We start from the raw sequence: 25,683 nt of genomic DNA, 5'->3' as shown, positions 1-25,683 counted from the left end.
GAAGGGGACCGGACGAAACGTGCCGGTCTATTTACGAGTCTAATAACTGAATGCGGCCTCGACCAGGTATGTGCGTTGCGGATAGGGGTGAAACACCCAGGCCTTATCGTTGTTGAGGTTGCTGATGCCAAATGAAAAGCGGCTTTTCAGCCCGTTCTGGAACTTGTGGCGATAGCTGGTCTTGAAATCCATGAAGAAGAAATCGCTCTGGGAGCCAAATACGTTGTTTACATGATCCCCGTTGTCGAGATCGTTGAAGGAATCGCTGGTGTAGCGGCCGGAAAGCGAGATATCCCACGCCTCAGTCATATGATAAGTGCCGAAAAAATTAGCCCGCCAGTGAGGAAGGCGGATGCGCTGCTTGCCGGTCAAATTGAAATCAGCTGGTGCCCCAGTGGGATCCGTATAATTCACGAGGGGGCCTTTGTCTACTTTGGCATTCATCCAGGTGCCATTGAACATGAAATCAAATTTCGAACCGAGAATACGCCGTTGATCGAAAATAAGCTCGACCCCAGTCGTGCTGGTCTGATCAATATTCTGAAAGGAATTCTGGATTCTTCCGTCCAAAAATGTTTGCACTTGTTGAATGGCGTCCTTGATATCATCCCGGAAAGCATTCACCCGGATATAACCCTTAGGCAACCCGTATTCGACCATCAAGTTGTGATGCACGCCGTTTTCCGGCTTAAGCGCCGCATTGGCCTGAGTTATACTCTGGGGCGTGGCTAACGATTGATATAACTCTGCAATAACCGGGAACCGATGAGCGCGCCCGAACGAGTAACGGACTTTCCAAGGTCCCGGCTCATAACCCAATGAGATCTTGGGTGATGTTCTCGCTTCGGAGCGATTGGGTACAGCCAGGTTCCCCACCACACCTTTGGTTGCTGCCCACCATTCCTGGCGCACGCCGGCGGTAACGTCCCAGTTGGGCAGGAAACGAAATGCGGATTGTGCGAAAAATGCGTGCATTGAAGTTTGTCCGTCATTGTTGCGGTTCGCCTGCAACGCTCCGCGAGTAAGAGTTGCATAGTCAATCAGATCATATTGCCGGAAGCTCAGGTTATATTGATCAAAGTGATATCCAGTCAAGAATGACACCTTCTCGTTGCCCAGCAAGGTTGGCGTCGCGAGTTTTAGATCATAATTCAGCCAGCTGAATTTCCTGAAATCCTGGAGCTGCCCGACCCCGGTATCCCGTGAATCACCTGGATTGAAAAAAGCCGAAGCGCGAATATCCTTCAGGACATCGAAATGGCTGATGGTCGTGTCGATATTCCAGTCAGGGGTCAGTGCGCCGCGAAGCGACAAACCGAGGTTGAGCGTCTCGCGCTTATCTCTATTGCCCCCAAAATTTCTCCGTAACACGTCGAAGGATGAACCATCGAAAACGGCATTCTGCAAATTTCTATCGCTGGGTACAAAATTATTTCCGCCTCCTCCCCAGAAAGCCTGAGCCGAACCATCCAACAGATAATTGCGAGGCCTGTTTCCGTTACGTGTGCGATCTTCATAAGCAACTGTGAACAGAGCCTGAAGCTCTGAAGTAATGTCGTACCCAAACTTACCCTTGAACAAGTGGGTATTCACCTTTTCCGGTCCAGTATCGCCATAGATGATGCTGGGCGTACCCCGAGTATCAGGCGTACGTATAGCGCCGGTAACAGTGGTTTCACCAATGCCGTCGGGAACTCTAAGACCTGTATTGTCGAGGAAATAAGACTGTGGATGACTCTGCGCTTCGAGCCGGTTATAGGCAAGAAATACCGTAAACTTGTCCTGGATCCTGTTGCCGTACGAGACATACTGCCGATCGCCTATGAATGTCCCTTTATCCGGCCCGTAAATCTTGAAGGGCTGAATGAAAAGACTGCTCTCGACGTAGAATTCCTGCTTGTGCGGCATGCGGGTTTTTATGTTGACGACGCCGCCAATCGAGTTGCCGCTGTACTCGGCCGAGAAGGGGCCATACACGACATCGACGGAATCGATCTCGTTCGGTCCCACCAGCGACCAGCGCGGCGCACCATTGAAAGATGCCTGCAGGAAGTTGTGCAAAGGCAGGCCGTCCGCATAAACCATGTTGCGCGCAGTCGAGAACATATCCGCACCGCGGATGCCCAGAACACCGTTGGGATCACCCACGTAGCGCTGGCGGATTTGCAGGCTGGGCATGTACTTGAGCACTTCTTCCGTGGTCTGCGCATTCTGCCGCTCGATCTGGGCCCGGGTCACGCGTGTCGAGGGGGAAGTAAAGTGCGTATCCCGCTCCATCTCGCCGGTGACAACCATTTCCTTGAAGACGGTTTCTTTTTGAACCACCGGCGTATCATCTTTCTTCTCCTTGCTGCCCTTGTTCTCCTTATCCTCTCTATCCTTATCCGGTTTGCCGCTGCTACTGGTTTCATCGATCTGCGGTTGACCGGAAGCCGTTGCGGCTGTCGTTTCCGCTACCAGCGTTCCCGAGGGTGTCTCACTTCCCGCCAGTGAAACGGGTGCATCCGCCTGCGGGGGGTTCATGGATGAAGTGTTGCCCACCAGGTGAAATGGAATACTTTTCCGGGAAAACTGTTGCGGCTGCTCTATCTCTTGAACCGCCCACGCTGGGGCTGGCGGGACGCAAAGCAGACCAACCAAGGCAAAAGGAATCCGTTTCATGACCTGAATTATCTTTCTCGATTTATTTTATTATTGATAAGTACAGCCATGCGGGATGATGCTTACACTCGTTTTCCGAGCCACGCATCCGCTGCTCGTTGTCTATGCAGAAAAAGGAATTGGGGTTAACCGGAATATCGAGCGGTCACCCGCTCGATCGGTAAAATACGCAGGCCTTCTTTTGCAGTATTCCAAACGATCAGAACTTTCCTGTTATCGATCAGCGGCACAGGGTAGTCGCTCGCGCCAGCGGATTCCATCAGGCGCATCGGCTCACTCCAGGATTCGCCACTATCATTCGAGTACATCATCTTTGCGGAATAAACGTTTCCATCGAATTCGCGCCAGGTAAGGATGACGGTTTCCCCATGGGCAACCACCGAAGCGTGGTTTGCCTGCGCGTCTGCGTTGCCTATCGGCCTGGGTTTCGATTCCCAACTGCCATCGATCCGCTTATAGAACAGCCCCTGGCTTGCCGCGCCATTTGTGAACCAGACGAGATGCAACTGCCCCCTTCGGTCCGTCGCAAGGCTTCCCCCATTGTGAGGACAAGCGTCTATCTGCCATTCGTCGCGAGCAACCCTTCTTACGCCCCCCTTATCGAGATTGACGACGGCAAAATCGCGCGTATTGGCGCCAAAAATATTCCGCAGTAAAACGACTGGTCCGTCCCTGGTCCAGGTAAGCGCGGTCCGACAACACTCGCATGTATGTTCCTGGATTCTTCGATTCTGGCTAAAACTCTCGCCATTGTTGAACGATTGCGCGGTATAGAGCGATACACCCCGGTACTCTTCGCCTTTTTCCCTGGCTGCATCGCGATCCCTGGCGTCCAGCCAGGCAACCATCACCCTGCCGTCCCCGTCGATTGCCAGAGAGTCGAAGCGGTGGCTGGTGACGCGACCATCGTCATTGAGGGTAATGGGTACCGAAAACGTCCGGCCCGAGTCGATGGAACGCGAAAATCTCACATTGCCGGAATATTTCTGCGGAAGAACCTGGGTCCAGGTTACAAGTACGTTGCCATCGCGCGCAACCTCGATCTTGGGACGGTTCTCGCCATCGATGGATATGTTTTCCGGTTCAGGTGTTACGACTGCGGGTTCGGAAAAACTGCTCCCGCCGTCTTCCGACCAGGAAACCAGCAAACGCTGATCGACAATCCTCGCCAACCATAACCGCCCATCCTGATCCAGCGTCACCCCCACCGCCAACGTGGTCTTGATGGATTTTGGAGAATGCATTGCCGGATGATGATGGATTTCACCGGTCGAATGCGGCTCTGCTGCAACAACAGCCGGGGAAACAAGCGATGCCAGAAAAAAGAGTCTGGCAAAACGGAGAATGGCAAACATCGACTTCCTCATGGAATAACTACACAAGAATAATCGATTTCGGAAAGGGTGGGAATGTGACAAATTGTCGCACCTGAAGAGCTTTCGGGCATTTTCGAAATGAAGAGTCTTGCAACCCTCCGCTACAGGTGTTGCCAGCAAAATCGGGGATGATCAGGAGTCAGGAGTGGACTCTTCCCTCACCCATTTCTGCACGACCAGACTCCCTACCATGTCCCCCTCGACATTGACCGCGGTGCGGAATGTATCCAGCAAGCGGTCGACAGGCAGCAGAATGGCGATAGCCTCCGCCGGCAAGCCGACCGATTGCAGCACGACCACCATGGTGACCATTCCCGCACTGGGTATGCCCGGAGCACCCATGGCCGCCAGCATCGCGGTCAAAAATACAATGGCCTGTTGTGCGAGATTGAGTTCTATCCCGACAAGGTTGGCAACGAACAATGCTGCCACGGCCTCGTACAAAGCGGTGCCATCCATATTCAGTGTCGCACCCAATGGGATGACAAATCCGGCAATGTCGCGTTTGACGTGCAGGTGCTGCTCCACGCAGCGTAACGTGACGGGTAAAGTGGCCGAACTGGAACTGGTCGCAAAAGCTGTTATCAGTGCTTCGCGCGCGCCGCGCCAGAATTTGAGCGGTGTCATTCCCGTGACCAGATAAAGAATCAGCGGAAGCACTACTATCCCGTGCAGCAGAGTGGCTCCAATCACCAAAACGATGAACTCGACCAACGTGGCAAGCAAAACCATGTCCTGTGTGGCAGCGAGTTTTACCAGAAGCCCCATGATGCCGAGCGGAGCAAGGCGCATGATCCAGCCAACCAGCATCAGCATCAGCTCCAGCAGCTCCTGCAGCAGTATGAGGATATTGGCATAGCGCTCCCCGCCCACCACCATTGCAATGCCCAGCAAGAGTGCGAAAACGACTACTGCGAGCACATTACCCTGAGCCAGAGCTGTCATGGGGTTCTGAAACAGCGAATGAAGCAGTTGCGCAATAAACTCCGTTAAAGGCATCTGCCCGGCCTGAAACTTCTGCATGTCATCCTGGAACATTGCAAGCTGCAACCCTTCTCCGGGACGGACAATGTTGGCGGCGGTCAAACCCAGCAGAACAGCCAGTGCCATCGAAAGCAGGAAAAAACCAAGCGTTGCTTTCCATACCTTATGCATCTGCTGGTGCATCCGCAAGTTGGCCACGCCCACTGCGATCGATGTGAACACGAGCGGAATGAGCACCATTTTCAGCAGGTCGATAAACAGCGTTCCCAGCAACTCGGCGGCATACAGTCCGGCCTGGAAGGCGGCTGACTCTTCATCGAGCAGGGATAAACCCAGACCCAGGAAGAGTCCGGCGAATACGCCCCATAATATCTGGGTATTGAGTGAAGTTTTTTTCATCAATGTTTTTTACGATTTGCGCTGCTATGTGCGCACGCGTACAGACGCTTCCGGGATGACGCGCAAGGATAACGCGTCCAGTCCTGAGCTGGAAGCAGAGTATGCGTTGTCCATGAGTGCTGGCGGAGGATGGTCGAAAATCGTTATTATTGACCACTTTCTCCTGGTGTGGATGAAATGGGGCTGAGGTATCCACGCTTGCGCGCTCATAAATCATCAGCGCTATAATTCCATCATGATTTCCGGCTCCTCGATTCCATATCTGATTCCCCCATTCATAGCGTTTATCGTGTCGCTAGGGATGATTTCGTATCTGATCAGGGGGAATATTCTCAAGGTACTGGATCAGCCGAATTCCCGATCGCTGCACACTCGTCCTGTTCCTCGCACAGGAGGCCTGGGACTGATATCGGGAGTTCTCATTTCCTGGGCGTTTCTGCCTGTCAGGCCGGCATTGTTGATATGGGTAGCGATCGTGCTGCTGGTAACGATATCTTTCGCCGATGATGTGCGCGGCTTGCCTGTATGGCCAAGACTTGCCATGTATATGGGACTGGGAGCCTGGTTCTCCGCCATGACCCTCGCCGCTACTCACGGCTGGATTGTCGCGATAGCAGCCGCGCTTGCCGTTACCTGGATGCTCAACCTCTATAATTTCATGGATGGTTCGGATGGATTGGCAGGCGGCATGACCCTGATCGGTTTCAGTTGCTATGGGGCAACTGCCTGGGTTTCCGGAAACGAGGCCTTTGCGATTGCCAACTTCTGCATTGCCGCGGCAGCAGCGGCTTTTCTATTGTTTAATTTTCATCCCGCGCGCATTTTCCTGGGGGACGCCGGCTCGATTCCGCTCGGATTCCTGGCTGCGGCCTTGGGTATGACGGGATGGATGAATGGGTGTTGGCCCCTGTGGTTCCCCGTGCTGGTATTTTCGCCGTTTATTGTCGATGCTTCCGTCACCTTGATAAAGCGCGGGCTGCGGGGGGAAAAAGTCTGGCGGGCGCATCGCGAGCATTACTACCAGCGCCTGGTGCGCAGCGGCTGGGGCCATCGCAATACAGCTCTGATCGGTTACATTCTCATGGCAGCCTCAGCGCTCAGCGCCCTCTGGGCAGCCCGGCAACACCCTAGCGTTCAGTTCGGGATGGTGGCGGCGTGGATCGCAGTTTATCTCATCATGCTGCGCCTTTGCGATCGCCATTTGCGGCATAGCGCTGACGGTTCATAACATGCCGACACCCAAACTCAACATAAGAACGGTTATTGCATTCGGGCATGATGTTGTAGCTGCCGCTATCGCCTGGTCGCTGGCTTATCTGTTCCGCTTCAATTTCGAGATACCCTTCGTTTATCTGGCATCTTTAGAAGAGATCCTGCCGTGGGTGGTCCCGATACACGCGGCGGCCTTCTTATTCTTCGGCCTTTATCGTGGACTCTGGCATTACGCAAGCCTGCCTGATCTGCGGCGCATCCTGTTTGCCGTATCCGCCTCGGCCACAGCCGTTCCATTGGTGCTATACATGTTGCAGATACTGGTCGGTGTGCCCAGAACGGTGCTGATACTGGCTCCCATCCTGCTGCTGTTCATCATGGGAAGCAGCCGTCTCGCTTACCGGTTCTGGAAGGAACACCGGCTCTACGGCCAAAGTAAAGCGGGCGGCAATCTCGTCCTGGTGATGGGAGCAAGTGATGCTGCTGTTGGCCTGGTAAAAGAGTTGGCGCGCAATGTGGAATGGCGTGTCGCAGGTTTCCTTGACGACGATCCGGCCAGGCAGGGGCTGATGCTGCACGGATTCAAAGTACTGGGCCGCATCAACGATCTGCCGGTGGTAGCCCGGAAACTGGGTGTCGCCCACGCCATCATCGCCCTCACCTCCTCCACTTCAGAGCGCCGCAAATCCTATCGCGCCCGCTCTGACCGCCGCCGTCCCGACCGCCTCCTGCGCGACCGCCGTCGGGCCTTGCAAATGTGTGCGGCGGCAGGGGTAAAGGCCTTGATCGTCCCTTCCTATAACGACCTGATCAGCGGCAACATCAAGGTGTCGCAAATCCGGACAGTCGAGCCGGAAGATCTGCTGGGGCGGGATCCCGTCGTGCTGGATAACGATGGGCTTCACGATTTGCTGACGGGAAAAACCGTGCTGATTACAGGCGCTGGTGGTTCGATCGGATCGGAATTGTGCCGGCAGATCGCCAAATTCACCCCGGCCCAACTGGTGCTGTTCGAATTGAATGAATTTGCGCTGTACAGCATAGAGCAGGAATTCCAGGCTGATTTTCCCGAGATTCCCATGATATTCGCCATTGGCGATGTCAAGGATGAAGCGCGGCTGTCCCAGGTATTCCTGCAATACAGGCCGGCTATCGTGTTTCATGCTGCCGCCTATAAGCATGTGCCCCTGATGGAACAGGAAAATGCATGGCAGGCAGTGTTGAACAACGTCCGCGGAACCTATGTGCTGGCGCAAGCCGCGATCCGGTACGGGGTGGAGAAATTCGTACTGATTTCGACCGACAAGGCCGTCAATCCCACCAATGTCATGGGCGCGAGCAAGCGCCTGGCTGAAATGGTGTGCCAGGCGTTACAGCAGTCGATTGCCTCCCCTGACAGTCCTGCCGAAAATGTCTCCGGCAGAATTGTTTCGGGCGGCAGGCTCGAAAGGAGGCAGGAGCCGCGATTTGTCATGGTGCGTTTCGGTAACGTGCTGGGCAGCGCGGGCAGCGTGATTCCCAAGTTCCGGGAGCAGATTGAAAAAGGGGGACCGATAACGGTAACCCACTCGGAAATCACCCGATATTTCATGTCCATACCTGAAGCAGCGCAGTTGGTGCTACAGGCGGGGTTGATGGGTGGCAAGCGGCGTGGGGACGAAATTTTCGTGCTGGATATGGGTGAACCGATCAAAATCGCCGATCTTGCGAGAGATTTGATCCGTCTTTCCGGATTGAGCGAGGATGAAATAAAAATTGTCTACAATGGCTTGCGTCCCGGCGAAAAACTTCATGAAGAACTGTTGGCGGATGACGAAAATACGCTTCCCACACCCCACCCAAAATTGCGTATCGCACAGGCGCGCCAGGTAGACAAAAAATGGCTGACAGCTCTGCTGGCATGGCTTGACGAGCATCCGGCCCTGAGTGACGAAGAAGTCAGGCGGGAACTGCCCAGATGGGTTCCGGAATACTCGAGCGCGGAATCAATTGCCCCTGTTTCCCAGGTGCTCCAGTCTCGTATCGCATAGGCATTGCTTCTCATTGCATTGCCATTGCAGCTTTTGATCAAACTTCTGCTCCAGATCGGAGTATTGATAAAGAATTGCAGCTATTTTCCCGTTCATCTCTGTCGATTACCACATGATGAAAACCAGAATCGCTATTATCGGTGGTGGCTTTGCTGGACTAAACTTAGTCAAGCATTTGGCTGGGAAAGAGGAATTTGATGTAACGCTGGTGGACATGAATAACTACCACCTTTTTCCTCCGCTTCTGTACCAGGTTGCGACCGGCTTCCTGGACGTGTCCAATATCGCATACCCCTTCCGAAAATTTTTCCATGGCAAGGAAAACATTCACTTCCGGCTGGGCAAATTGCAAAAGGTGATGCCGGAAGACAACAAGGTGCTGCTGTCCACGGGTGAGTTGGCCTACGATCATCTTGTTCTCGCCACGGGGACCGAGCCCAATTATTTTGGTATCGAAAATATCCGTCGGGCTGCGCTGCCCATGAAGACGGCAGATGATGCTATAGAAATACGAAATTACATGCTTCAAAAAATGGAAGAAATAACTATTGAGCCTGCTGAAATGAGAAGGAAAAAGCCGTTTTCGGTCGTGATTGCCGGGGGTGGCCCGACGGGAGTTGAAATTGCGGGCATGTTGGCAGAGATGCGCAAGAAAATCCTGCACAGGGATTACCCTGAATTGACTGGTCTCCAGCCACGGATTCACCTTGTTGACAGTGCATCCGCTCTATTGGGCGCTATGAGCGTTCAATCGCAAAAATATACCTACGAAGTGCTGCTGAAAATGGGCGTTGAAATACATCTGGATGCCCAGGTGAAGGATTACATAAACAGTACCGTGATTTTCTCCGACGGAAAAACCATAGAGACGCAAATCCTGCTGTGGACAGCAGGCGTGACTGCGAGGATATTCGAAGGCCTGCCCCAGGAATGTTATGGACGAGGTAACCGCCTGCTGGTGAATGAATATAACAAAGTCAGCGCAACAGGGAACATCTACGCCATAGGCGATACTTCCCTGCTGACCTCGGATAGAAATTTTCCCCAGGGGCATCCCCAGCTCGCGCAAGTAGCGCTTCAGCAAGGCAGAAATCTGGCTGCTAATCTTGTTGCCCTCATCCGTAACCAACCTTTGATATCGTTTACGTACAATGACAAAGGATCGCTGGCTATTATCGGCAGAAACAAGGCCGTGGCAGACTTTCCCACACCCGCCTTGCATCTCAAGGGGTTCATGGCATGGGTAATCTGGTTATTTGTACACCTTTTTTCTCTTGTCACCTATCGCAACCGGTTTATGACCCTAACAAACTGGGCAGTTGCTTTTTTCACCAAAGATCAATCATTGAGAATGATTATCAGGCCTCGATCAGATCAATAGAGCAGCAGGAATGGAATGATTGCACAACGCCTGTTGACGACGACGACGAGAGGGCGAAGGCTCTATCCCCACGGGTTGCAGCGAAGGCGATATCATTTGTGATTCAGGGTTTGCCCTTGGAACTCATGATTTAACTATAAGAGCTGGTTATAGGAATATAGGAACCCGGACTCATCTAAACTGCTGATAATCCGGGTTCTTGTTGAAGCAGCACAGGTATATCAGGTTGATTCTCGGTTTGACGCAACATCGGCAAGCTATTCCTTGCTCCACATTGAGGATATCGAGGAATACGAGAGACTGTCTTGTTGCTCCGCAAAGCCTAGCGCGGTGGCCTCCAGTGCCTTGCCGTATTGATTTTTGGTGCCGTAACCCGATGCGTAATGCTCTGTCCGATTTTTAACATTGGCTCGAACTGGTAAGATACTTCGCGCGGAAAGCGCACACTCGTGCCATTCGACAGGATTACTCCATTAATCTCGCCATGCTTGCCGTAATGAAGATTAACGAATGGTAGTGCGAGCACCTAAAAACCCGACTTCCTGCTTTTCAGCCACGCTTCAAAGTCATTTGGCATCATGGGCTTCGCGTATAGATAACCTTGGCTTTCCGCGCAATTGATGTCTTGAAGAAAGCGAGCTTGCGCTTCCGTCTCTACACCTTCCGCCATTACACGCAAGCCAAGGCTGAGTCCCATCGCCACAATGGCGCAAATAATAGCTTTGGCGTCGGTGTTCTCGGGGAGATCACGAACGAAGCATTGATCTATTTTTAGCCGGTCAATGGCAAACTGCCGTAAATATGACAAACTGGAATAGCCGGTACCGAAATCGTCAATAGCCAGCTTTATACCGTGAGATTCCAGGATACGCATTTTCTGTGCGACCGATTCCACTCCATGCATCACGACGCTTTCGGTTACCTCTAGTTCCAGGCACTCTGGCGAAAGGCCGGTGTCTGCAAGTGCGCGCAGTACAACATCTGTGAAATCATTCTGACGGAATTGCACCGCTGAAACGTTTACCGCGATTGTTCCCTCAAATTGCTGCTGCTCATGCCACTGGCGTGCCTGCAGGCAGGCTTCCCTCAGGAAGTGCTCACCGAGAGACAGAATTAAACCGCTGTCCTCGGCTACAGGAATAAAGCTCGCAGGCGAGACTAATCCCTGCCCAAGGCGTTCCCAGCGCATGAGTGCCTCCGCACCTACGACGCGTCCGGTAGCAAGCTCTATCTGTGGCTGGTATACCGGAAAAATTTCATCACGCGCAAGAGCACCGCGTAGATCATGTTCAAGGCTGAGCCGCTCAACGGAGGTAGAAGTCAAGTCTTCAGAATAGAACTGATAGCGGTTCCTGCCCTGCCCTTTGGCCGAATACATCGAGGCGTCAGCATTGCGCATCAAGCTGCTGGCGTCCTTACCACTATCCGGATAAATGCTGATCCCGATGCTCGCCGTCAACAAGAGTTTATGCTGTTCTATTTGATAGGGCTGAGACAAGACTGCAGCAAGCTTCTCAGCGACTCCCGCTGCGTCCGTAGCTGTATGAATCTGACCTAGCAGGACAATAAACTCGTCACCTCCTAGCCGGCTGACTGTATCGGTTTGGCGAACCGTAGACTGCATGCGCCCTGCAACCGCCTTAAGCAGCTTGTCGCCGATCTCATGACCGAGCGAATCGTTGATCAGCTTGAAGCGATCGAGGTCCACGAATAGTAACGCCAACCGGAAGGAATATCGGCTAGCGTTCTCGATCGCGATCCTCATGCGGTCAGCAAGCAGCGCGCGGTTGGGCAGCCCGGTCAGCGAGTCATAATGGGCCAGATACTCGATACGTTCTTGTGATTCCTTGCGCTGAGTGATATCCCGCGCAATCTTCGATGCACCGATGATGTTGCCTGCGCTATCCTTCACCGGCGATATCGTGACAGAGACATCAATCGGTTTCTTGCCCTTTTTCCATCGCACGGTTTCAAAATGGTTTGTGCGTTTCCCGCTCTTGATGAGGTTCATGATTCTGTTCTCTTCCTCCAGGCCGTCGGGCGGAATCAGTGTCAATACGGAAGAGCCTATTATTTCACTGGAACGATACCCAAAAAGCTCTTCTGCCGCCCCATTCCAACTGGTAATAATGCCGTTTAGATCCTTTACAACGATTGCATCGTTCGAGGACTCGACGATTGCCGCTAACTGCGCTTTGTAGCTCTCCCCCTGCCTCCGTTCAGTAATGTCCCTGAAACTCCAAACGAGCACGGCAGTAGATCCTTCCAGAGTTTTGACTTTTGCACATCGCTCAAATACCCGCCCATCGCGAAATTCAAAGACATCAAAGCTTTCTGGCGCCAACATCGCATAAATTTCCTCGATTGAACGCAGGAATCGCTCGGGATCTCTTAATTGCCCTGCACAATATCCGAGGATTGCGTGATGGCTCGCATGAGTCAGGAGCTCACTTGGAATGGGCCACATATCCACGTAAAGCTGGTTGTAGCAAAGCACCTTGCCCTGCTTATCTGTCACCAGAAGACCGTCAACGGTTGCCTCTATCGCTGCTTTCAGCACGGGGAGTGAGTTATTCAATTCAGACTCTTTTTTCATGCCTTTTCGTTTCTCTTATCTATGTCTATCTGTCCTTTCCTCTTTCTGATCGGAACGATTGACCCGAAATCCAGTCCACGTCCAATAATGGCGTGCTTTGAACGTCACTTGATACGGCTTCAGCCGATATGACGTTAGTACTGTATGTTCGCTGACTCAAATAGTCCGAGTTTTTGATTGGAAAAACCGGTTGCGAAACTAGCGAAGGAGTATCTACACCCGGCTGGGGTAAGCGTAGAAACAGGCAGTTTCGCTACCCTTGATAAATACGAAAACCTCCATAAGGAATCTCAGCATTAAAGGGTAACGGAGGTTGATAACAAAGCAGAAATCTGCTCCTTGCATTCCTCTGTAGAAAAATTCCAAGCCTTGAATGTAGTGGTTTAACTCGCTGTAGGTGTTACAGGCAAGAGCTTGCAGCACTGGAACCTGCACTGTTCCAGTCAAGCAAAAAATAATGGTTGCTTATTCTCCATGTGCCGTAGATGAAACCCCGTTTACAGAACTCAGAAGGAGCAAGACATTTTTTGCTTGGTAAACGCACAATAACCTTAAAGTGTTCAAAGTTCTGTTCGTAACCTCACTTTCTCCAGCTTCCGATGCTGATCGGCATCAAGATGACAACATCGCCCAGGCGGTCACCAGTTCTCACATGTCAGCGACCGCTCGTTTTCCTTTCCTGATACGTATTGACTAACCTCGGCAGATCTACCTATATGACGCTAGCAGAAAAATGACATATATATATTCCGGGCGATCCAGGTGCAAGGCGAGATCCAGTTCCTGGATCAACTGGTCAAAAGGGGGATACAATGAAATGTCGTGGGCTTGCCTTTAGCAGGCGACCTGATCTTGCTTATTTGGCTGAGTGTTTGGTCAGTTGATCAATAGCTATTTGGTCTTCTGAGCAACAACTGGCGATGGCGGATAGAACGCCTGTGATCTGCTCGTCACTCATCGAGCTACTACTGCACCTCTCGAAACAAACAACCTGCGAACCAAGCGGGTATAAGCTCCATCTCTTGCCATCAATTCCCGATGTGAGCCCCTTTCCACAATGCGCTCTTTGTCCACCATGACCACCTGGTCTGCTTTCTCCAGCGTGGATAAACGATCCGCAATAACGAACGTGGTACGGCCTTGCATCGCGGTATCCAACGCTGCCTGCACAAGAGGCGCTGACTCCGGCTCCATCATTCCAAGCTTCTCGTTCAGGATCAATAGAGGCGCATTTTTCAGAAGCGCCCGCGCAACGGCGATGCGCAGCCGCTGGCTGACGGGAAGTTCCACGCCGTCCTGCCCGACCACGGTCTGCAACCCATCCGGCAACCTCCGGATGAACTCGGATGCGTGAGCGGCGCGAGCTGCCCACGTAATCCGTCCTTCGGTGGCACGCCCCATTGCACCATATGCAATATTCGCCGCGACAGTGTCATTGAACAGCGCCGTGTGCGGAGATACCAATGCAATGTTGGCTCGCAGGCTCGCCAGCGTGATGTTCCTGAGATCATGCCCATCCAGCAGGATTCTCCCGGATGTGGGATTGAGGAAACGCGGCACCATACACGTAAGTACATCCATGGTTTCCGCGCACCCGACCACCGCCACTGTCTCACCCGGCTGAATGATCAAGGTAACGTCGCGCAATCCGGGATGAAGTGCGCTCCCCTGTGCTGCCGCCGGATCGGAATCCGCCATGGAATGAACCTTTAACGAGGCGCCAGGATTCCCCTCCGCACGCTCGCCGTAACCGACCTCCTCGAATTGCAGCTCCCCGCGCGCCCGCTGAATAACGATGGTTCCTGTCTCCGGCTCCACCTCCCCGTCAAGTAATGAAAACAGGCTTCCAGCGGCGAGCAGTCCGCGTTGGAGTATTTCTCCCACTTCAGCCATTCGCTTCGCGGGAGCAATCAGCAGCAGAATGGCCGCGATAAGAGAAGTAAAGCTTCCTGCCGTGATTTCACCGGCAACTGCCTCACTTGCGGCGAAATAGAGGGTGAGCACTACGGCAGCAGCACCAATGGTTTGTATCAAAGGAACATAAAGAGAGGCAACAGCAACTCGTTTCATGAAAAATCGGCGTGTCTCCTCCGCCTGCTCTCTCATGCGCCGGTTCTCATATTGCTCGCCGCCATAGAGCTTGACCACCGTGAAATTCACTGCAGAGCCTTTCAGAATCCGGGTGAGGCCCTCCATCGCTCGCCCGCTTTTCCGTCCCATCTCCCGCAGCTGTTCTCCAAGCAGTTGCGTGACCAGCAGAATCACGGATGACATCAACAAAACCAGCAAGGCAAGCGTCCAGTTAAGATAAAACATCCATGCAAGCAAACCAATGGCAGTGAACGTGTCTTTGATCATCACCGTCACCACGTTGACAAAAGCGCGTGCCACCTCCGGGGCATCGGATGTTATCCTGGAGACATGATCGACCGAAATGTGATTGCTGCCGGAGCAGGATTCGTAATACGAATGCGGCAATACAAGCAGCTTGTCGAATATCTCGCAGAGCAGATCCGCCACCAGTTTGCTGCCTGCCCAATGGAGTACGTAAGTCGCGAGGTGCCCGGCTACCGCGCGCACCGCAAACAAGCTGATGATTCCCAAGAGCACGAGTTGCAGCAACTCGGGATTCCTGTTCGCGATAACCTCGTCCATGGTCGGCTGCACCAATGCAGCCAGCATGGGAACGGTCGCCGCTGTCGCAATCATGCAAGCTGCTGCAAGGATGAGCGCGTCCCAGTACGGCGCGACGTATCTCATCAGGCGCAGGCATAATTGGCGGGTGCCGCTATTTTGTGTGTCTTGCATGAGACGTACAGGCCGAATCGCGGAAGCAGATGCGGCAGGTTCGGCAAAAGCCGTATTATGGCACTCGCCTTGGCGGCGGATAAAGTATGGAAAGCGACGAGAGTTCAGGAAATCTTTGTAAAATCCTCGCCTGACCCATTGCTGGCGAAATCAGAATGATCATAAAGCACGCGACAAATGTATAGGCCGACAATTTACATGGAGAGTGGCGCCATGAGGCGCAGAAAAGGCAGCCCAGTGGCGGCCAGGGCGCTAGCCGCGGGGCTTGGCGCTGCTAGATCGGAGCGTGCTCAGGAGACTCAAGGGAGCTCAGTCGAATTGATACTTTACCGTGAGCCAGACGTTGCGTTCCCGGGCAGGCAGTGCGCTGAAGCTCGTGCCCGCCGAATTGCGAATGGCATAGGAAAAATACTTTTCATCAAACAGGTTGTTCACGGCCATGCTCAACAGCAGTTTCCTCATCTGATGAGTCACCTTGAGATCTACAGTGACATAATCCGGCATACGACGCGTGGCGGTGTTGGCTTGATCGTTATCGAAAACCTGTTCACCTACATAATTCATGACCACTGCCGCGCGGGTATTGGAGCCCAACCGGTATGTACCTCCAGCCGAAACCTTATGACGCGGCACTAGCGGGACGAGGTTGCCGGATACATCCACACCACCAAAATCCCCCTTCCGAAAGCGTGCATCGATAAACGTATAGTTGCCGAATATATCGATTGCGCTCGTCACTGTCCATGAGCCTTCCAGCTCAAAACCCTGCCGCCGCGTGGGCGGCAGATTGACGTTGGCAAAGAACAGGAACGGGTCTATGTTTATGAAGCTGATTTCATTGTTGAGGTTGGTTCGGTAGAGCGAAGCGCGCGCCCGTAGGGACTTCTGCTTGTAATCCAGTCCGAGCTCCCCAGTATGGGCAGTTTGCGGTTCGAGAATCTTCACTATGGAATCGAACATTGGACCGCCAAACTGGTTGTAGTTTTCGTCCACTGTAGCTATCCGGAAACTGCGGCCAAATCTGCCATAGACCGAAAAAGCTTCCCCCAGGGGCTGGCGAAGACCTGCATCATAGGCATAAACCGTACGACTCTGCCGGCCGCTGGCGTAAGCAGCGGGATTGAAATGGTCATTCGCCCGGTTGTCTACCCATTGCAGCCGCCCCCCAAGGCTGACAACGGTACCTTTAGGTAAAGTGGAGGCTTGTTGAAAATAAATCGCACGGTTTAGCTGGGTCGCCACTACATCCGTTCGCGGGATATCGGCGGATGCCGAACCTGGCATTGTTTCCGGTCCAGTAAACCGTCTCGATCGATAATCCCACCATTCGAAATTCGCGCCCAGTACCAGTTCGTGTTCCATGCCGAAAGCCGCAAAGGGCAACTTCATCCTCGGGTTGAACAGCCACTGGTCTGAGCGGGAATTGACGAATGTTTTGGCGTTGAAGTCGTCCAGATTGTAATCGTCGAATAATGCGGTACGGTGGTTGTCCCGAAATGAAAGGTCCGCGGCAAGATCACCGAATCCCGTCTCTTTCTCTCCTCTCAGCGTGACGTATGCACCTTGGCGAGTGCTGAAATCGCGCGGAGTCGAGGTGCCTCTCCGGTCGGTTTGCAACTGTGCTTCAGTGCGATTGGCAGGCAGTTCCAGTTTCTGATCATCCAGTCCGAACTTCAGCAACGCCCTGCCGCTGTTGAACCGGTAACGCAGATCGCCCTGCAGATTCGATTGACGCAGCGCGTTATTCACGCGGTAGTTGTCTGTTCGCAACGCATTGGCCGTGAGCGCCAGCCCGATGTTGCTCCCTGCCGCGTTGAGTGTTCCGTTGAATTCCGTGCCGCTGTAGCTGCCGAAGGAAACTCCTCCCGTACCCGATATGCGACCGGGCTTGGCAGCACGTGTTACGATATTGATGACACCCCCGGTAGCGCCTGCTCCATAAACTACGCTGCCGCTGCCGTGCAATACTTCGATGCGCTCGATGGTATCGAGAGGAATCGTCGACCAGCGGATACCGGTCAGTTCATTTTCGTTCATGCGTTGACCATCCAGCAAAACCAGAGTGTTCTCGTTGCCGGTGATACCAAATCCGCGCATATCGATCTGCGGATCGGGACTGCCATCGACATTTCTGGTATGTATGCCAGACAATTGTTGCAGCAACTCCGGTAAAGTCGAGGCGGCGCTGTTTCTGATCTGTTCCGCATTGACGATGGAAACCCCGGTGGGCAGCTTGTCGATGGGCTCGCTGAAGCGGGTTGCCGTGACAACGACGTCAGGGAGCAATCGCTCCGCCGGATCGCCGGACACGGCAAGCGCCCCTGAAGGAACGGAAATGAAGACCAATGGCACGACATGCCTGCGAAACAAACCCATGATAATTGCCCGAGGGATATGTATCCCCGCCGTGAGAACAAGGAAACAGGAAAATATCGCGGGAGCTTCGAACGAAAGAAATATCGATCAGGATACCGCCCCACGCGATATGTCCATACGCATCCGAGGCCGGTATCCGGGCTCGCAGGATTTGACGCATCGCCTTCCCATGAACTGGAGAATTCACAGTGGCATTAGGAAACCCTGGAGGATTTCCCTGATACGTCCACGCCTGCTTACCGTTGCGGGGGCAGCCCAGGCATCCGGGGATCTTCATCGATCCCTGACCTGGTTCCCGTTTAACCTGACCGCGGGAAGCGGGCAGGCACCTCAAACGAGGCAGCATTCTACCAGAACCGTGGAATAGATCATGCGAAATGATTTAAAACCCTTGCTGTAAGCTGAGCTGTCTCATATATCCCACACCTTTCCTGAAGCCACATTCGAAAGACCGTGCTAGCAGTTGACTGACTGAGGATTTCCAAACTATAGTGCTTTGATGGAACCGGAACTGGATACTCTAGAAGAAAAAATCACCCAATTCGTACGCTTGTGCCAGCAACTGCGCACCGAGAATATTCAGTTGCGCCAGCAACTGGCAGTTACCACAAGCCACAACCGGATATTGGTGGAAAAAATAGGTGCAGCTACCTCACGGCTCGAGGTTCTTTTGGCGCGCATTCCTGAGAGCAAAGAATGAATACAGGCACGGGCAAGACCCTGGATGTCACTATCATGGGGCGGGAGTTCAGAGTGAGCTGCTCAGATGAAGAGCGCGAGGGGTTGCTACAAGCGGTAGCCTATCTCAACAAGAAGATGCGCGAAATCAGGGACAGCGGCAAAGTACTCGGCTCTGAGCGCATCACCGTCATGGCAGCCCTGAATATCACCCATGAGTTGCTCAATGCGAGAAACAAGGAAGGCTTTGACACGGAAGAATTTAGGCGTAGAATCGATCACATGCAGGCAATGCTCGATGCTGCCATGCCGGAGCAGGACAAACTGTTTTAAACCGGAAATCAGCCTCTGAAGCAGCCGAACAGAGGTCGCATCTGCGGGTTTGCGCTGAATACCGCGGGAGTGGCAAGGGTCGTTCCCTGCGGTGTTTGTCAAGGTCTATATTCTTTGAACCAACTTTTTGAGAAACGGTTGCGAACCAGAGCGATGCTGTTGTGCGCATCCCATGCGGAAGCGCCTGATGCATCCGGCAAGTGACCACCTTGAACCCTAAGGTTCAAGATAAAAGACCTGACGGCATTTGCGGGGACTTTATTCAGGAAAAGCAAAAAAAGCGGCAATGCCGCTTTTTTTGTTGGAAGAATTGTCCACATGAATCCACCCAAATGGAATCCAGCTGAGGACATCGATCCCGATGGCAATCGTCTGCCAATCAAGCTCGACACGACATCCAACGGAGAATTCAAACCAGTTCCGCTATCGCCTGCAAATCTTGCCGCGAATCGTCTTGCCCATGAAACGGCTGACACAAACGCGAAACGCCTGGGAGTTTCACGGCGGCATTTTCTCATTTCCGCTTGTGGCGCCGCTTCCACCCTTCTTGCATTCAATGGCGCTAATGCTGCCGCAGGCAGGACAGGCGGATTTTTCGATCTGGCAAAGGAAGCTGCGCTCGAACCTGCGCTCGCTCAGGCGGGGATCGGTGATAAAGGCGAATTCATTTTTGACGTGCAAGGCCACTTCGTGAACCCAAAAGGCGCATGGCTGCAAAAGCTTGTCCCCGGTGCAAAACCTTTGAGCCAAATGCCCAAGACCGGGTGCGCACTTGGATTGGAGCCAGGTTCACATAGCTATTTACAGTGCCTCGGACCGGATGAGTTCATCAAGGACGTGTTCCTTGATTCGGATACGGACATGATGGTGCTCTCTTTCGTGCCATCGCGGCCGGATGCGGAGCCACTTACCATCCAGGAGGCGGACGCAGTGCGCAGGATCGTCGACAGGATGGAAGGAACACACCGCCTGCTGCTGCACGGGCGCGTCAATCCCAATCAGCAAGGTGACCTGGAGCGGATGGATGAGTTGAAGGACCTGTGGGGCGTATCCGCCTGGAAGACTTATACACAGTTCGGCCCCGAAGGAAAAGGTTACTTTCTGTCGGATGAAACTGGAACGCGCTTCATCGAGAAGGCGCGCAATCTCGGCGTGAAAGTAATCTGCGTGCACAAGGGCCTGCCTTTCGGCAAGCAATCCTACGAGCACAGCAAGTGTACCGACATCGGCGTGGCGGCCAAAAAATTCCCTGACGTTGCATTTCTGGTCTACCACTCGGGTTTTGTAACGAGCTTCCCCGAAGGTCCCTTCCAGGGCCGAGGCGCAGATGACGGCGTCGATACTCTGATCCGCTCACTCATCGACAATGATGTTCCTCCCAACAGCAATGTTTACGCGGAGCTCGGCAGTACCTGGCGATACCTGATGCGCGACCCTGAAGCCGCGGCGCATGTGTTGGGAAAGCTGTTGAAGTACTGCGGAGAGGACAACGTCCTGTGGGGAACGGATTCTATCTGGTATGGCTCACCGCAAGACCAGATCCAGGCGTTTCGCGCCTTTCAGATCGCCCCTGAATTGCGTGCAAAATACGGTTACCCGGAAATTACTCCACAACTACGAGCGAAGATTTTTGGCCTCAACGCTGCCAGGGTTTATTCGATCAGCCCGGAGGAAGTAAAAAAATATACCGGCCGCGACCGCCTTGCGCACGAACGACTTGCTTACCTCCAAAACCCGCAGCCGCATTTCCTTACCTACGGGCCAAAGACGCGGCGGGAGTTCCTCAATCTACCTGGAGCCGGCCAACCTTGATCGGCCAGGAGATCCTTTGAATAATCACGCTGGATCAGTCCTTAATGCATTAATCATGAAGGGGGCGGAGTGGACTCACCCGGCAAACTCAAGTCGGTCACTTCATCGCAAATTCGTAATCCATAGTAAAAATGCTTCTGAATGAGAAGTGAATTAAATAAAGGAGCCGCCATGAACCATCTTTTTTCCTCTGGAAGTAAAAAGCTTCAAGCAATTGTTTTTATCAACATCCTGCTTCTGGGCTCCATAAATAAGTATGGTATATGCTCAGTCGCAAAATATTAACAGTGAAAATACGCGAAAACCGGTAGTAACCGAAGAAAAGCTTTCGAATAAGAGTGATGCAACAAACGAAGCAAAAAAAGGAAAAAAAGAAATCAAAGCAAGATCTGATGAAGACCGAGAATTATAAAGGTGGTCAGTCTCCTGAAGGCGGTCGGTTAGGTCAAGGCGGTTTTGTTGATCCCGATCTCTAATGTAATCAAATCAAGTATGACAATTGAGCCGGACATAACGGAACGGGTCACGGCTAATTTTATGCGGATCTACTTTTGCGGCGAAAAACAAGAAGATTGGCTGTCAAGGTTTGTACGACGTCACCATTCTGGTTTTTGGTTTCAGTGCGAACCGTGACAATACCGCGATCATCATGCGACCGTGAAGGTTTGACGGCGCTGACTTCACCTTCGATGTGAATGGCATCATTGGCGCGCACCGGATTGGGCCATGCCGCTTCGCCGCCAAGTCCGATCGTGCCATCCCCTATAGGGAAGGCTTCAAGCAGCAACCGCATCGTCATGGCTGCCGTGTGCGAGCCGCTGGCGATCAGGCCGCCAAACAAAGTTTGACTTGCCAGGCCGGGGTCAATATGGAAGGGTTGGGGATCGAATTGCTTGGCAAAAGCAATAATTTCTTGTTCCTGCACGACACGTGGATCTCCAGCGAAGCGCAGCCCTACTTTCATATCGTCCAGACAGCGGGCAGGTGGTGCATCCCGAGGAGGGGGCATTACTGTCACCTCATTTTCTAGCTTATTCAATACTATTCTCCACTTAGCAACAATTTAGGGACGACCTCGACGATGCTGGCAGCCGTGAATATTTCCTCGCGGCTCATGCTTGCCACAGTGTGACGCCAGCTTTCCATCCAACGGGATCGCGTAAAGTCGACGGACAAATGGCCGTTATCGATCAGCCAGACCAGTCTTCGGATGACATCCTGAACTCGGAGTGTCCCACCGGGAATATCAAAATATTGCAGCACGAGCTTCCCGCGAATCGCGCAGAAGTCGATTTCCTTGAATGTGCGAAGCGCAAGGATCGTATAGTCGATTAGCGATTGCCAATAGATGTCGTCGTATTTTTTCCAGGATGGAATACGGAAGCGGTTATAGGATGAATTGCATTTTCCTCTCTGCGGCAGATCGCGCTCGAGCAAGACCTGTACGGGCAGGAGTTGATCTTCCGAGACTTGCGACAGAATGACATATAAGCGTTCCCGCTGCTGAATCCTCACAATTTTTTCGATTTGCTCAAGCAGGTGGCCTTGCCCCGGTTCATGACTCACCGTTTCCAGAATATCCTGGAAGGTCAAATAAGACCGGGAAGAGTCTGTCTGCGCCGTTGAATCAGAATGTGTGTTCATGTGCACCTCCACAATGGTTGGTGAGCGGCCAGATGGATTGATATCTCTTATTGAAATTTTAGTATCGTGTATTGCATTAAGCAGGGAATTTTGCCACCCTGCTTGCTGCGATTACACCAAAATTGCACTTGAAGCCGCCTAATCCGCAGTGCTCTACGTCAGCCAATTTTGACCAGTTTCTTCTCCCTGCCTGCATGCGCGCTCAGCTTGAATACAGCGTTCCGATTCCCGGCCTAATACCTGCACGCCCTCTCCAAAGCTTCCCGCTCACTTTTCCAGGTGTTTAGCCCCGCAGCAGCGAGCTGCTTTCTGAGGGCTCATCTTTGACTTGCACTATCCCTGGAGCGTCCATCGGAGCATCAAGGTATTATCCGCGGCCAGTTCCGCCGACGTCCCCAGCTTCTTCCCCTCCCTGTTCAGGACATTCTTCAGCCAGGAAGCATCGACATCAGATGTCCGGTTCAATCTGAAATGCTTGACCTGCATGGGCACCATGGACAGACTGACCAGCTTGCCGGTTTGCGGTTCCGCGCTCACGAAATACATCAACGTCAGGTCACCCCGATAAGCCTCGTGCCCCGAAATGCCCTCATAATCATTCAGGAAGTCGCCGCATCCATAAAGAATGAGCTTTCCCTTGTAAACCTCGATTCCCTTCACATGATGCGATGAATGGCCGTGGATGACATCAACACCCGCTTCATCGATCAGGCCATGTGCAAAATCCTGTTGCTCGGCCGGAATTGCATAACCCCAGTTATTGCCCCAATGAATCGAAGCAACCACAATGTCGCCGGGCAGGCGGACCTGTTTTATTCTGTCGCGAATTTCCCGAACCGTTTTTGCTGAAAAATTAGGCAACAGATTCACGCCTGGTCGATCTGCTCGAGCTGCCCAACCCCAGGGTATGCCGCTTGTTTCCGATCCAAATGAAAAAACCAGGACCCTCCCCTTTCCAGAAACGGCGAACTCGGCAGGCTTCTGTGCCTCTTGAATGTTCAGGCCGGCGCCAGCTATTTTTATATCGGCTTGTTTGAGCGTTTTCAGCGTCTCGGCGAGACCTGCATACCCCCAGTCCAGGACATGGTTGTTCGCCAGAACACAGCAATCGATTTGCGCAGCAGTGATACAGGGAATATTGTCGGGATTCATGCGGTAGTTGACTGCCTTGTCCTGTACGTCGTCACTGCGGGTAACCGCAGTTTCGAGGTTAATGATGCGAACATCGGGTTTTCTGCGTGCCAGTTCGGCAAGCGCATCCCCCCAGATATCGGAAAAGGAGACGGGTTGCGGAATCGGCCCGTTTGCCTCTTCGGCAAGCTCAACATAGCCTGTTGCGCTTTTCATGTACCCCTCAAAAAGGATGGGATTGCCCGGATGAGGCAAGACCTGGTCTATGCCTCTGCCCGTCATGACATCGCCACAGAGAAATAAGCTGATTGGAGTATTGCCGCCCGGCGATCGAGGTCCAGGAGCGGTCTGATCACCATTCTTTACAGAAATCTGGAGGCCATTCGTCACGGCTTGGGCGTAAAGCGGACCTACCGTTATTGCGAGCCCCGCCGAAAGTGTAGAGACGATGAATTCACGTCGTTCCAGCTGATATCCGGGGTTTTCAGCACGCTTCATGACAACACCCCATTTGGACTGTAAGCTCTATAACGGGTGGTAGTTGGAATACGTTTGTTAATGCCATTTTCCGCCCCCCTTGCCATCAGAAGTTCAACAAACCGGTGGCATGAGCCCGGTCACTTACTCCAGTTTACCCAGTGTCCCTGATGGGTGCTGAGAAGCGAGCTTGTTCACACGGACACCTGATCTGCAGGAACAAATCCGAAAATACACTTTACCAAATCAACATAGACATATACTACTAACACTACTAACCTTCATTATGAATGCGCCTCCCGTCTTTAAGGTGGAATATTCGGATTTCCACCCGATACGAAACGCGTTTCAGGAACACATGACCGTTCCCCTGATATAGTGTTGACCAGAACATCTCTTCGGAGTAATAAATACCATGAAATTCCACACCGTCGAATTGCATGTCACTGTTCTGATTCTCCTGATGGTACTTGGCGGGTGTGCGCCGTTTGTACAGTATCGGACGGAGTATGATTTATGCGTTAACCCGACGCCGGAATTGTCTCAGGACTGCAAAAACCACGCGATCCTGGAATTTCCCACAGCAGATGGAGCTCGATATCTCTTAAATTTTATTGAGTTCGATGACCAGGGCCAGCTTTGGGATCGCAAGCAAATGTGGTCGGTTATCGATAAGCTTTCGGCTGAAGCCGCCAGCAAAGATTTGTTGATAACAGTATTCGTTCATGGCTGGAAGCATAATGCGGAGCATGCCGACAAGAATATCCAGACTTTTCGTAACGTTCTTGCCGGGTTGAGTGAGAACGAACTTCTTATCAGCCAGAAAACGGGGCGACCGGCACGACAGGTGGCCGGTATTTATTTAGCTTGGCGCGGTGAGTCCATTACCATGCCTCTGGTTGAGGATCTGACTTTCTGGGACCGGAAAAATACCGCACAGAAAGTCAGCCGGGGTGGCGTTACCGAGGTATTGAGCCGCCTCGAACTACTCAAGCGCGTTAAGGAAAATGTCTCGGAGGGTAACAGCAACACTCGCCTGGTGATTGTCGGGCACAGCTTCGGCGGCGCCATCGTACATGCCTCACTGGTTCAAATACTCGAAAACCGGTTCGTTCGCACAATGGGGCCAGTGGGCGTGCAGAGCGACGTGGAAGGGTTTGGGAATCTGGTTGTGCTCATAAACCCCGCCTTCGAAGCCTTACAATTTGCATCGCTCAGTGATATGTCCACAGAGCGTGGCACTTACTTCAAGTCCCAATTGCCTGTCATGGCCATACTGACATCCGAGGCCGATAAGGCCCTTGGTAATTCGTTTCCCATTGGCCGCCATCTGTCTACCTTTTTTGAGAAGGATCGCGATATCAGGCGAACAAATGCCGTAACCCGGCAGGAAGAAATCATCGACGAGGGCGAGGCAAATGTAACCGCGGTTGGCCTCTTCCAACCGTATGAGACTCACAGGCTCTATCCGTCCCACGATCTGCCAAAGGGAGTTGCGGGCCAATCGAGCAGTAGTGAGAGTGTCAGTTCCGGCCTGGCAGCAAAGTCCGCATGGGAAGACGACAAACCTGGCGGCAAGATCCCTATTGCGAGCCTTACACTGGAAAGGAGCAACATATCGGCTCCACGCAATCCCTACCTCGTTATTGGAGTCGATAAAAACCTGATTACGGATCATACCCACATCGATGACGGCCGCATTATCGAATTTATCAAGCAGCTTATTCTCATCTCGACCACCAGTCCCTGAATAAAGCGGTATGGTGCATAAACTTCGCGTTCGAG

18 protein-coding genes, 1 other RNA gene and 1 riboswitch are annotated in these 25,683 nt (G+C 52.7%); of the genes, 10 read left to right on the top strand and 9 right to left on the bottom strand.

Annotated elements, in window-relative coordinates:
* Positions 1-39 precede the first annotated feature (39 nt).
* The 3 genes from C8R21_RS05400 to C8R21_RS05390 form a co-directional block, all read right to left on the bottom strand.
* Positions 40-2,661 carry a TonB-dependent receptor gene (locus C8R21_RS05400; RefSeq protein WP_107761782.1) on the bottom strand — a complete coding sequence of 874 codons (2,622 nt, stop codon included), beginning with the start codon at positions 2,659-2,661 and terminating at the stop codon, positions 40-42.
* Between the two features lie 125 nt (positions 2,662-2,786).
* On the bottom strand, positions 2,787-4,016 hold the full coding sequence (locus C8R21_RS05395) for an exo-alpha-sialidase (RefSeq protein ID WP_107761781.1): 1,230 nt from the start codon (positions 4,014-4,016) through the stop codon (positions 2,787-2,789).
* Positions 4,017-4,169: 153 nt separating this feature from the next.
* A complete protein-coding gene (locus C8R21_RS05390) occupies positions 4,170-5,420 on the bottom strand; it encodes a dicarboxylate/amino acid:cation symporter (RefSeq protein ID WP_107761780.1) in 1,251 nt (416 codons plus the stop codon).
* Here C8R21_RS05390 and C8R21_RS15615 point away from each other — a divergent pair.
* From C8R21_RS15615 to C8R21_RS05375, 4 genes are all read left to right on the top strand, one after another.
* Positions 5,401-5,607: a hypothetical protein gene (locus C8R21_RS15615; RefSeq protein ID WP_146162446.1), complete on the top strand. Its 207-nt coding sequence runs from the start codon at positions 5,401-5,403 to the stop codon at positions 5,605-5,607. The genes C8R21_RS05390 and C8R21_RS15615 overlap by 20 nt on opposite strands.
* 48 nt (positions 5,608-5,655) lie before the next feature.
* On the top strand, positions 5,656-6,648 hold the full coding sequence (locus C8R21_RS05385) for an MraY family glycosyltransferase (protein WP_107761779.1): 993 nt from the start codon (positions 5,656-5,658) through the stop codon (positions 6,646-6,648).
* Position 6,649: 1 nt separating this feature from the next.
* Positions 6,650-8,662: a polysaccharide biosynthesis protein gene (locus tag C8R21_RS05380; protein WP_107761778.1), complete on the top strand. Its 2,013-nt coding sequence runs from the start codon at positions 6,650-6,652 to the stop codon at positions 8,660-8,662.
* Positions 8,663-8,774: 112 nt separating this feature from the next.
* A complete protein-coding gene (locus C8R21_RS05375; RefSeq protein WP_258192270.1) occupies positions 8,775-10,043 on the top strand; it encodes an NAD(P)/FAD-dependent oxidoreductase in 1,269 nt (422 codons plus the stop codon).
* A gap of 526 nt (positions 10,044-10,569) precedes the next feature.
* Here the strand turns inward: C8R21_RS05375 and C8R21_RS05370 are convergent.
* The 3 genes from C8R21_RS05370 to C8R21_RS05355 all read right to left on the bottom strand — a co-directional run bounded on the left by C8R21_RS05370 (position 10,570) and on the right by C8R21_RS05355 (position 17,823).
* A complete protein-coding gene (locus tag C8R21_RS05370; protein ID WP_107761777.1) occupies positions 10,570-12,639 on the bottom strand; it encodes a putative bifunctional diguanylate cyclase/phosphodiesterase in 2,070 nt (689 codons plus the stop codon).
* Between the two features lie 954 nt (positions 12,640-13,593).
* On the bottom strand, positions 13,594-15,447 hold the full coding sequence (locus C8R21_RS05360) for an ABC transporter transmembrane domain-containing protein (protein WP_258192269.1): 1,854 nt from the start codon (positions 15,445-15,447) through the stop codon (positions 13,594-13,596).
* A 309-nt stretch (positions 15,448-15,756) separates the two neighbouring features.
* Positions 15,757-17,823, bottom strand: a complete 2,067-nt coding sequence (locus tag C8R21_RS05355; protein WP_107761774.1) for a TonB-dependent receptor — start codon at positions 17,821-17,823, stop codon at positions 15,757-15,759.
* 110 nt (positions 17,824-17,933) lie between these two features.
* A riboswitch (cobalamin riboswitch) is annotated at positions 17,934-18,171 on the bottom strand.
* Positions 18,172-18,322: 151 nt separating this feature from the next.
* Between C8R21_RS05355 and C8R21_RS05350 the strand changes: the two genes are divergently transcribed.
* The 5 genes from C8R21_RS05350 (at position 18,323) to C8R21_RS16375 (ending at position 21,122) form a co-directional block, all read left to right on the top strand.
* On the top strand, positions 18,323-18,523 hold the full coding sequence (locus tag C8R21_RS05350; RefSeq protein ID WP_074972208.1) for a hypothetical protein: 201 nt from the start codon (positions 18,323-18,325) through the stop codon (positions 18,521-18,523).
* Positions 18,520-18,834, top strand: coding sequence for a cell division protein ZapA (locus tag C8R21_RS05345; protein ID WP_074972210.1), 315 nt, complete (start codon positions 18,520-18,522; stop codon positions 18,832-18,834). The genes C8R21_RS05350 and C8R21_RS05345 overlap by 4 nt, the downstream gene beginning before the upstream one ends.
* Positions 18,835-18,914: 80 nt before the next feature.
* Positions 18,915-19,094: non-coding RNA, 6S RNA (ssrS, locus tag C8R21_RS05340), on the top strand.
* Positions 19,095-19,152: 58 nt separating this feature from the next.
* Positions 19,153-20,646 carry an amidohydrolase family protein gene (locus tag C8R21_RS05335; protein WP_107761773.1) on the top strand — a complete coding sequence of 498 codons (1,494 nt, stop codon included), beginning with the start codon at positions 19,153-19,155 and terminating at the stop codon, positions 20,644-20,646.
* Between the two features lie 341 nt (positions 20,647-20,987).
* Complete coding sequence (locus tag C8R21_RS16375) at positions 20,988-21,122, top strand: hypothetical protein (protein ID WP_258192268.1); 135 nt, start codon at positions 20,988-20,990, stop codon at positions 21,120-21,122.
* Between the two features lie 59 nt (positions 21,123-21,181).
* On the opposite strand, the gene C8R21_RS05330 is transcribed toward C8R21_RS16375, so the two are convergent.
* From C8R21_RS05330 to C8R21_RS05320, 3 genes are all read right to left on the bottom strand, one after another.
* The gene (locus tag C8R21_RS05330; protein ID WP_258192267.1) at positions 21,182-21,685 is read right to left on the bottom strand and encodes a MaoC family dehydratase; all 504 of its coding nucleotides are present in this window, start codon (positions 21,683-21,685) and stop codon (positions 21,182-21,184) included.
* Between the two features lie 2 nt (positions 21,686-21,687).
* On the bottom strand, positions 21,688-22,290 hold the full coding sequence (locus C8R21_RS05325) for a hypothetical protein (protein WP_107761772.1): 603 nt from the start codon (positions 22,288-22,290) through the stop codon (positions 21,688-21,690).
* A 333-nt stretch (positions 22,291-22,623) separates the two neighbouring features.
* Positions 22,624-23,919 (bottom strand): CapA family protein, encoded by a 1,296-nt coding sequence (locus tag C8R21_RS05320; protein WP_258192266.1) that lies wholly within the window; start codon positions 23,917-23,919, stop codon positions 22,624-22,626.
* Positions 23,920-24,313: 394 nt separating this feature from the next.
* Here C8R21_RS05320 and C8R21_RS05315 point away from each other — a divergent pair, with 394 nt between their 5' ends.
* On the top strand, positions 24,314-25,648 hold the full coding sequence (locus C8R21_RS05315) for an alpha/beta hydrolase (RefSeq protein WP_107761771.1): 1,335 nt from the start codon (positions 24,314-24,316) through the stop codon (positions 25,646-25,648).
* Positions 25,649-25,683: the final 35 nt, after the last annotated feature.

Origin of the sequence: Nitrosospira multiformis (assembly GCF_003050865.1) — a bacterium.
GTDB lineage: Bacteria > Pseudomonadota > Gammaproteobacteria > Burkholderiales > Nitrosomonadaceae > Nitrosospira > Nitrosospira multiformis_E.
The sequence above is the reverse complement of the archived record's forward strand: the minus strand, read 5'-3'. Positions and strand labels throughout refer to the sequence as shown.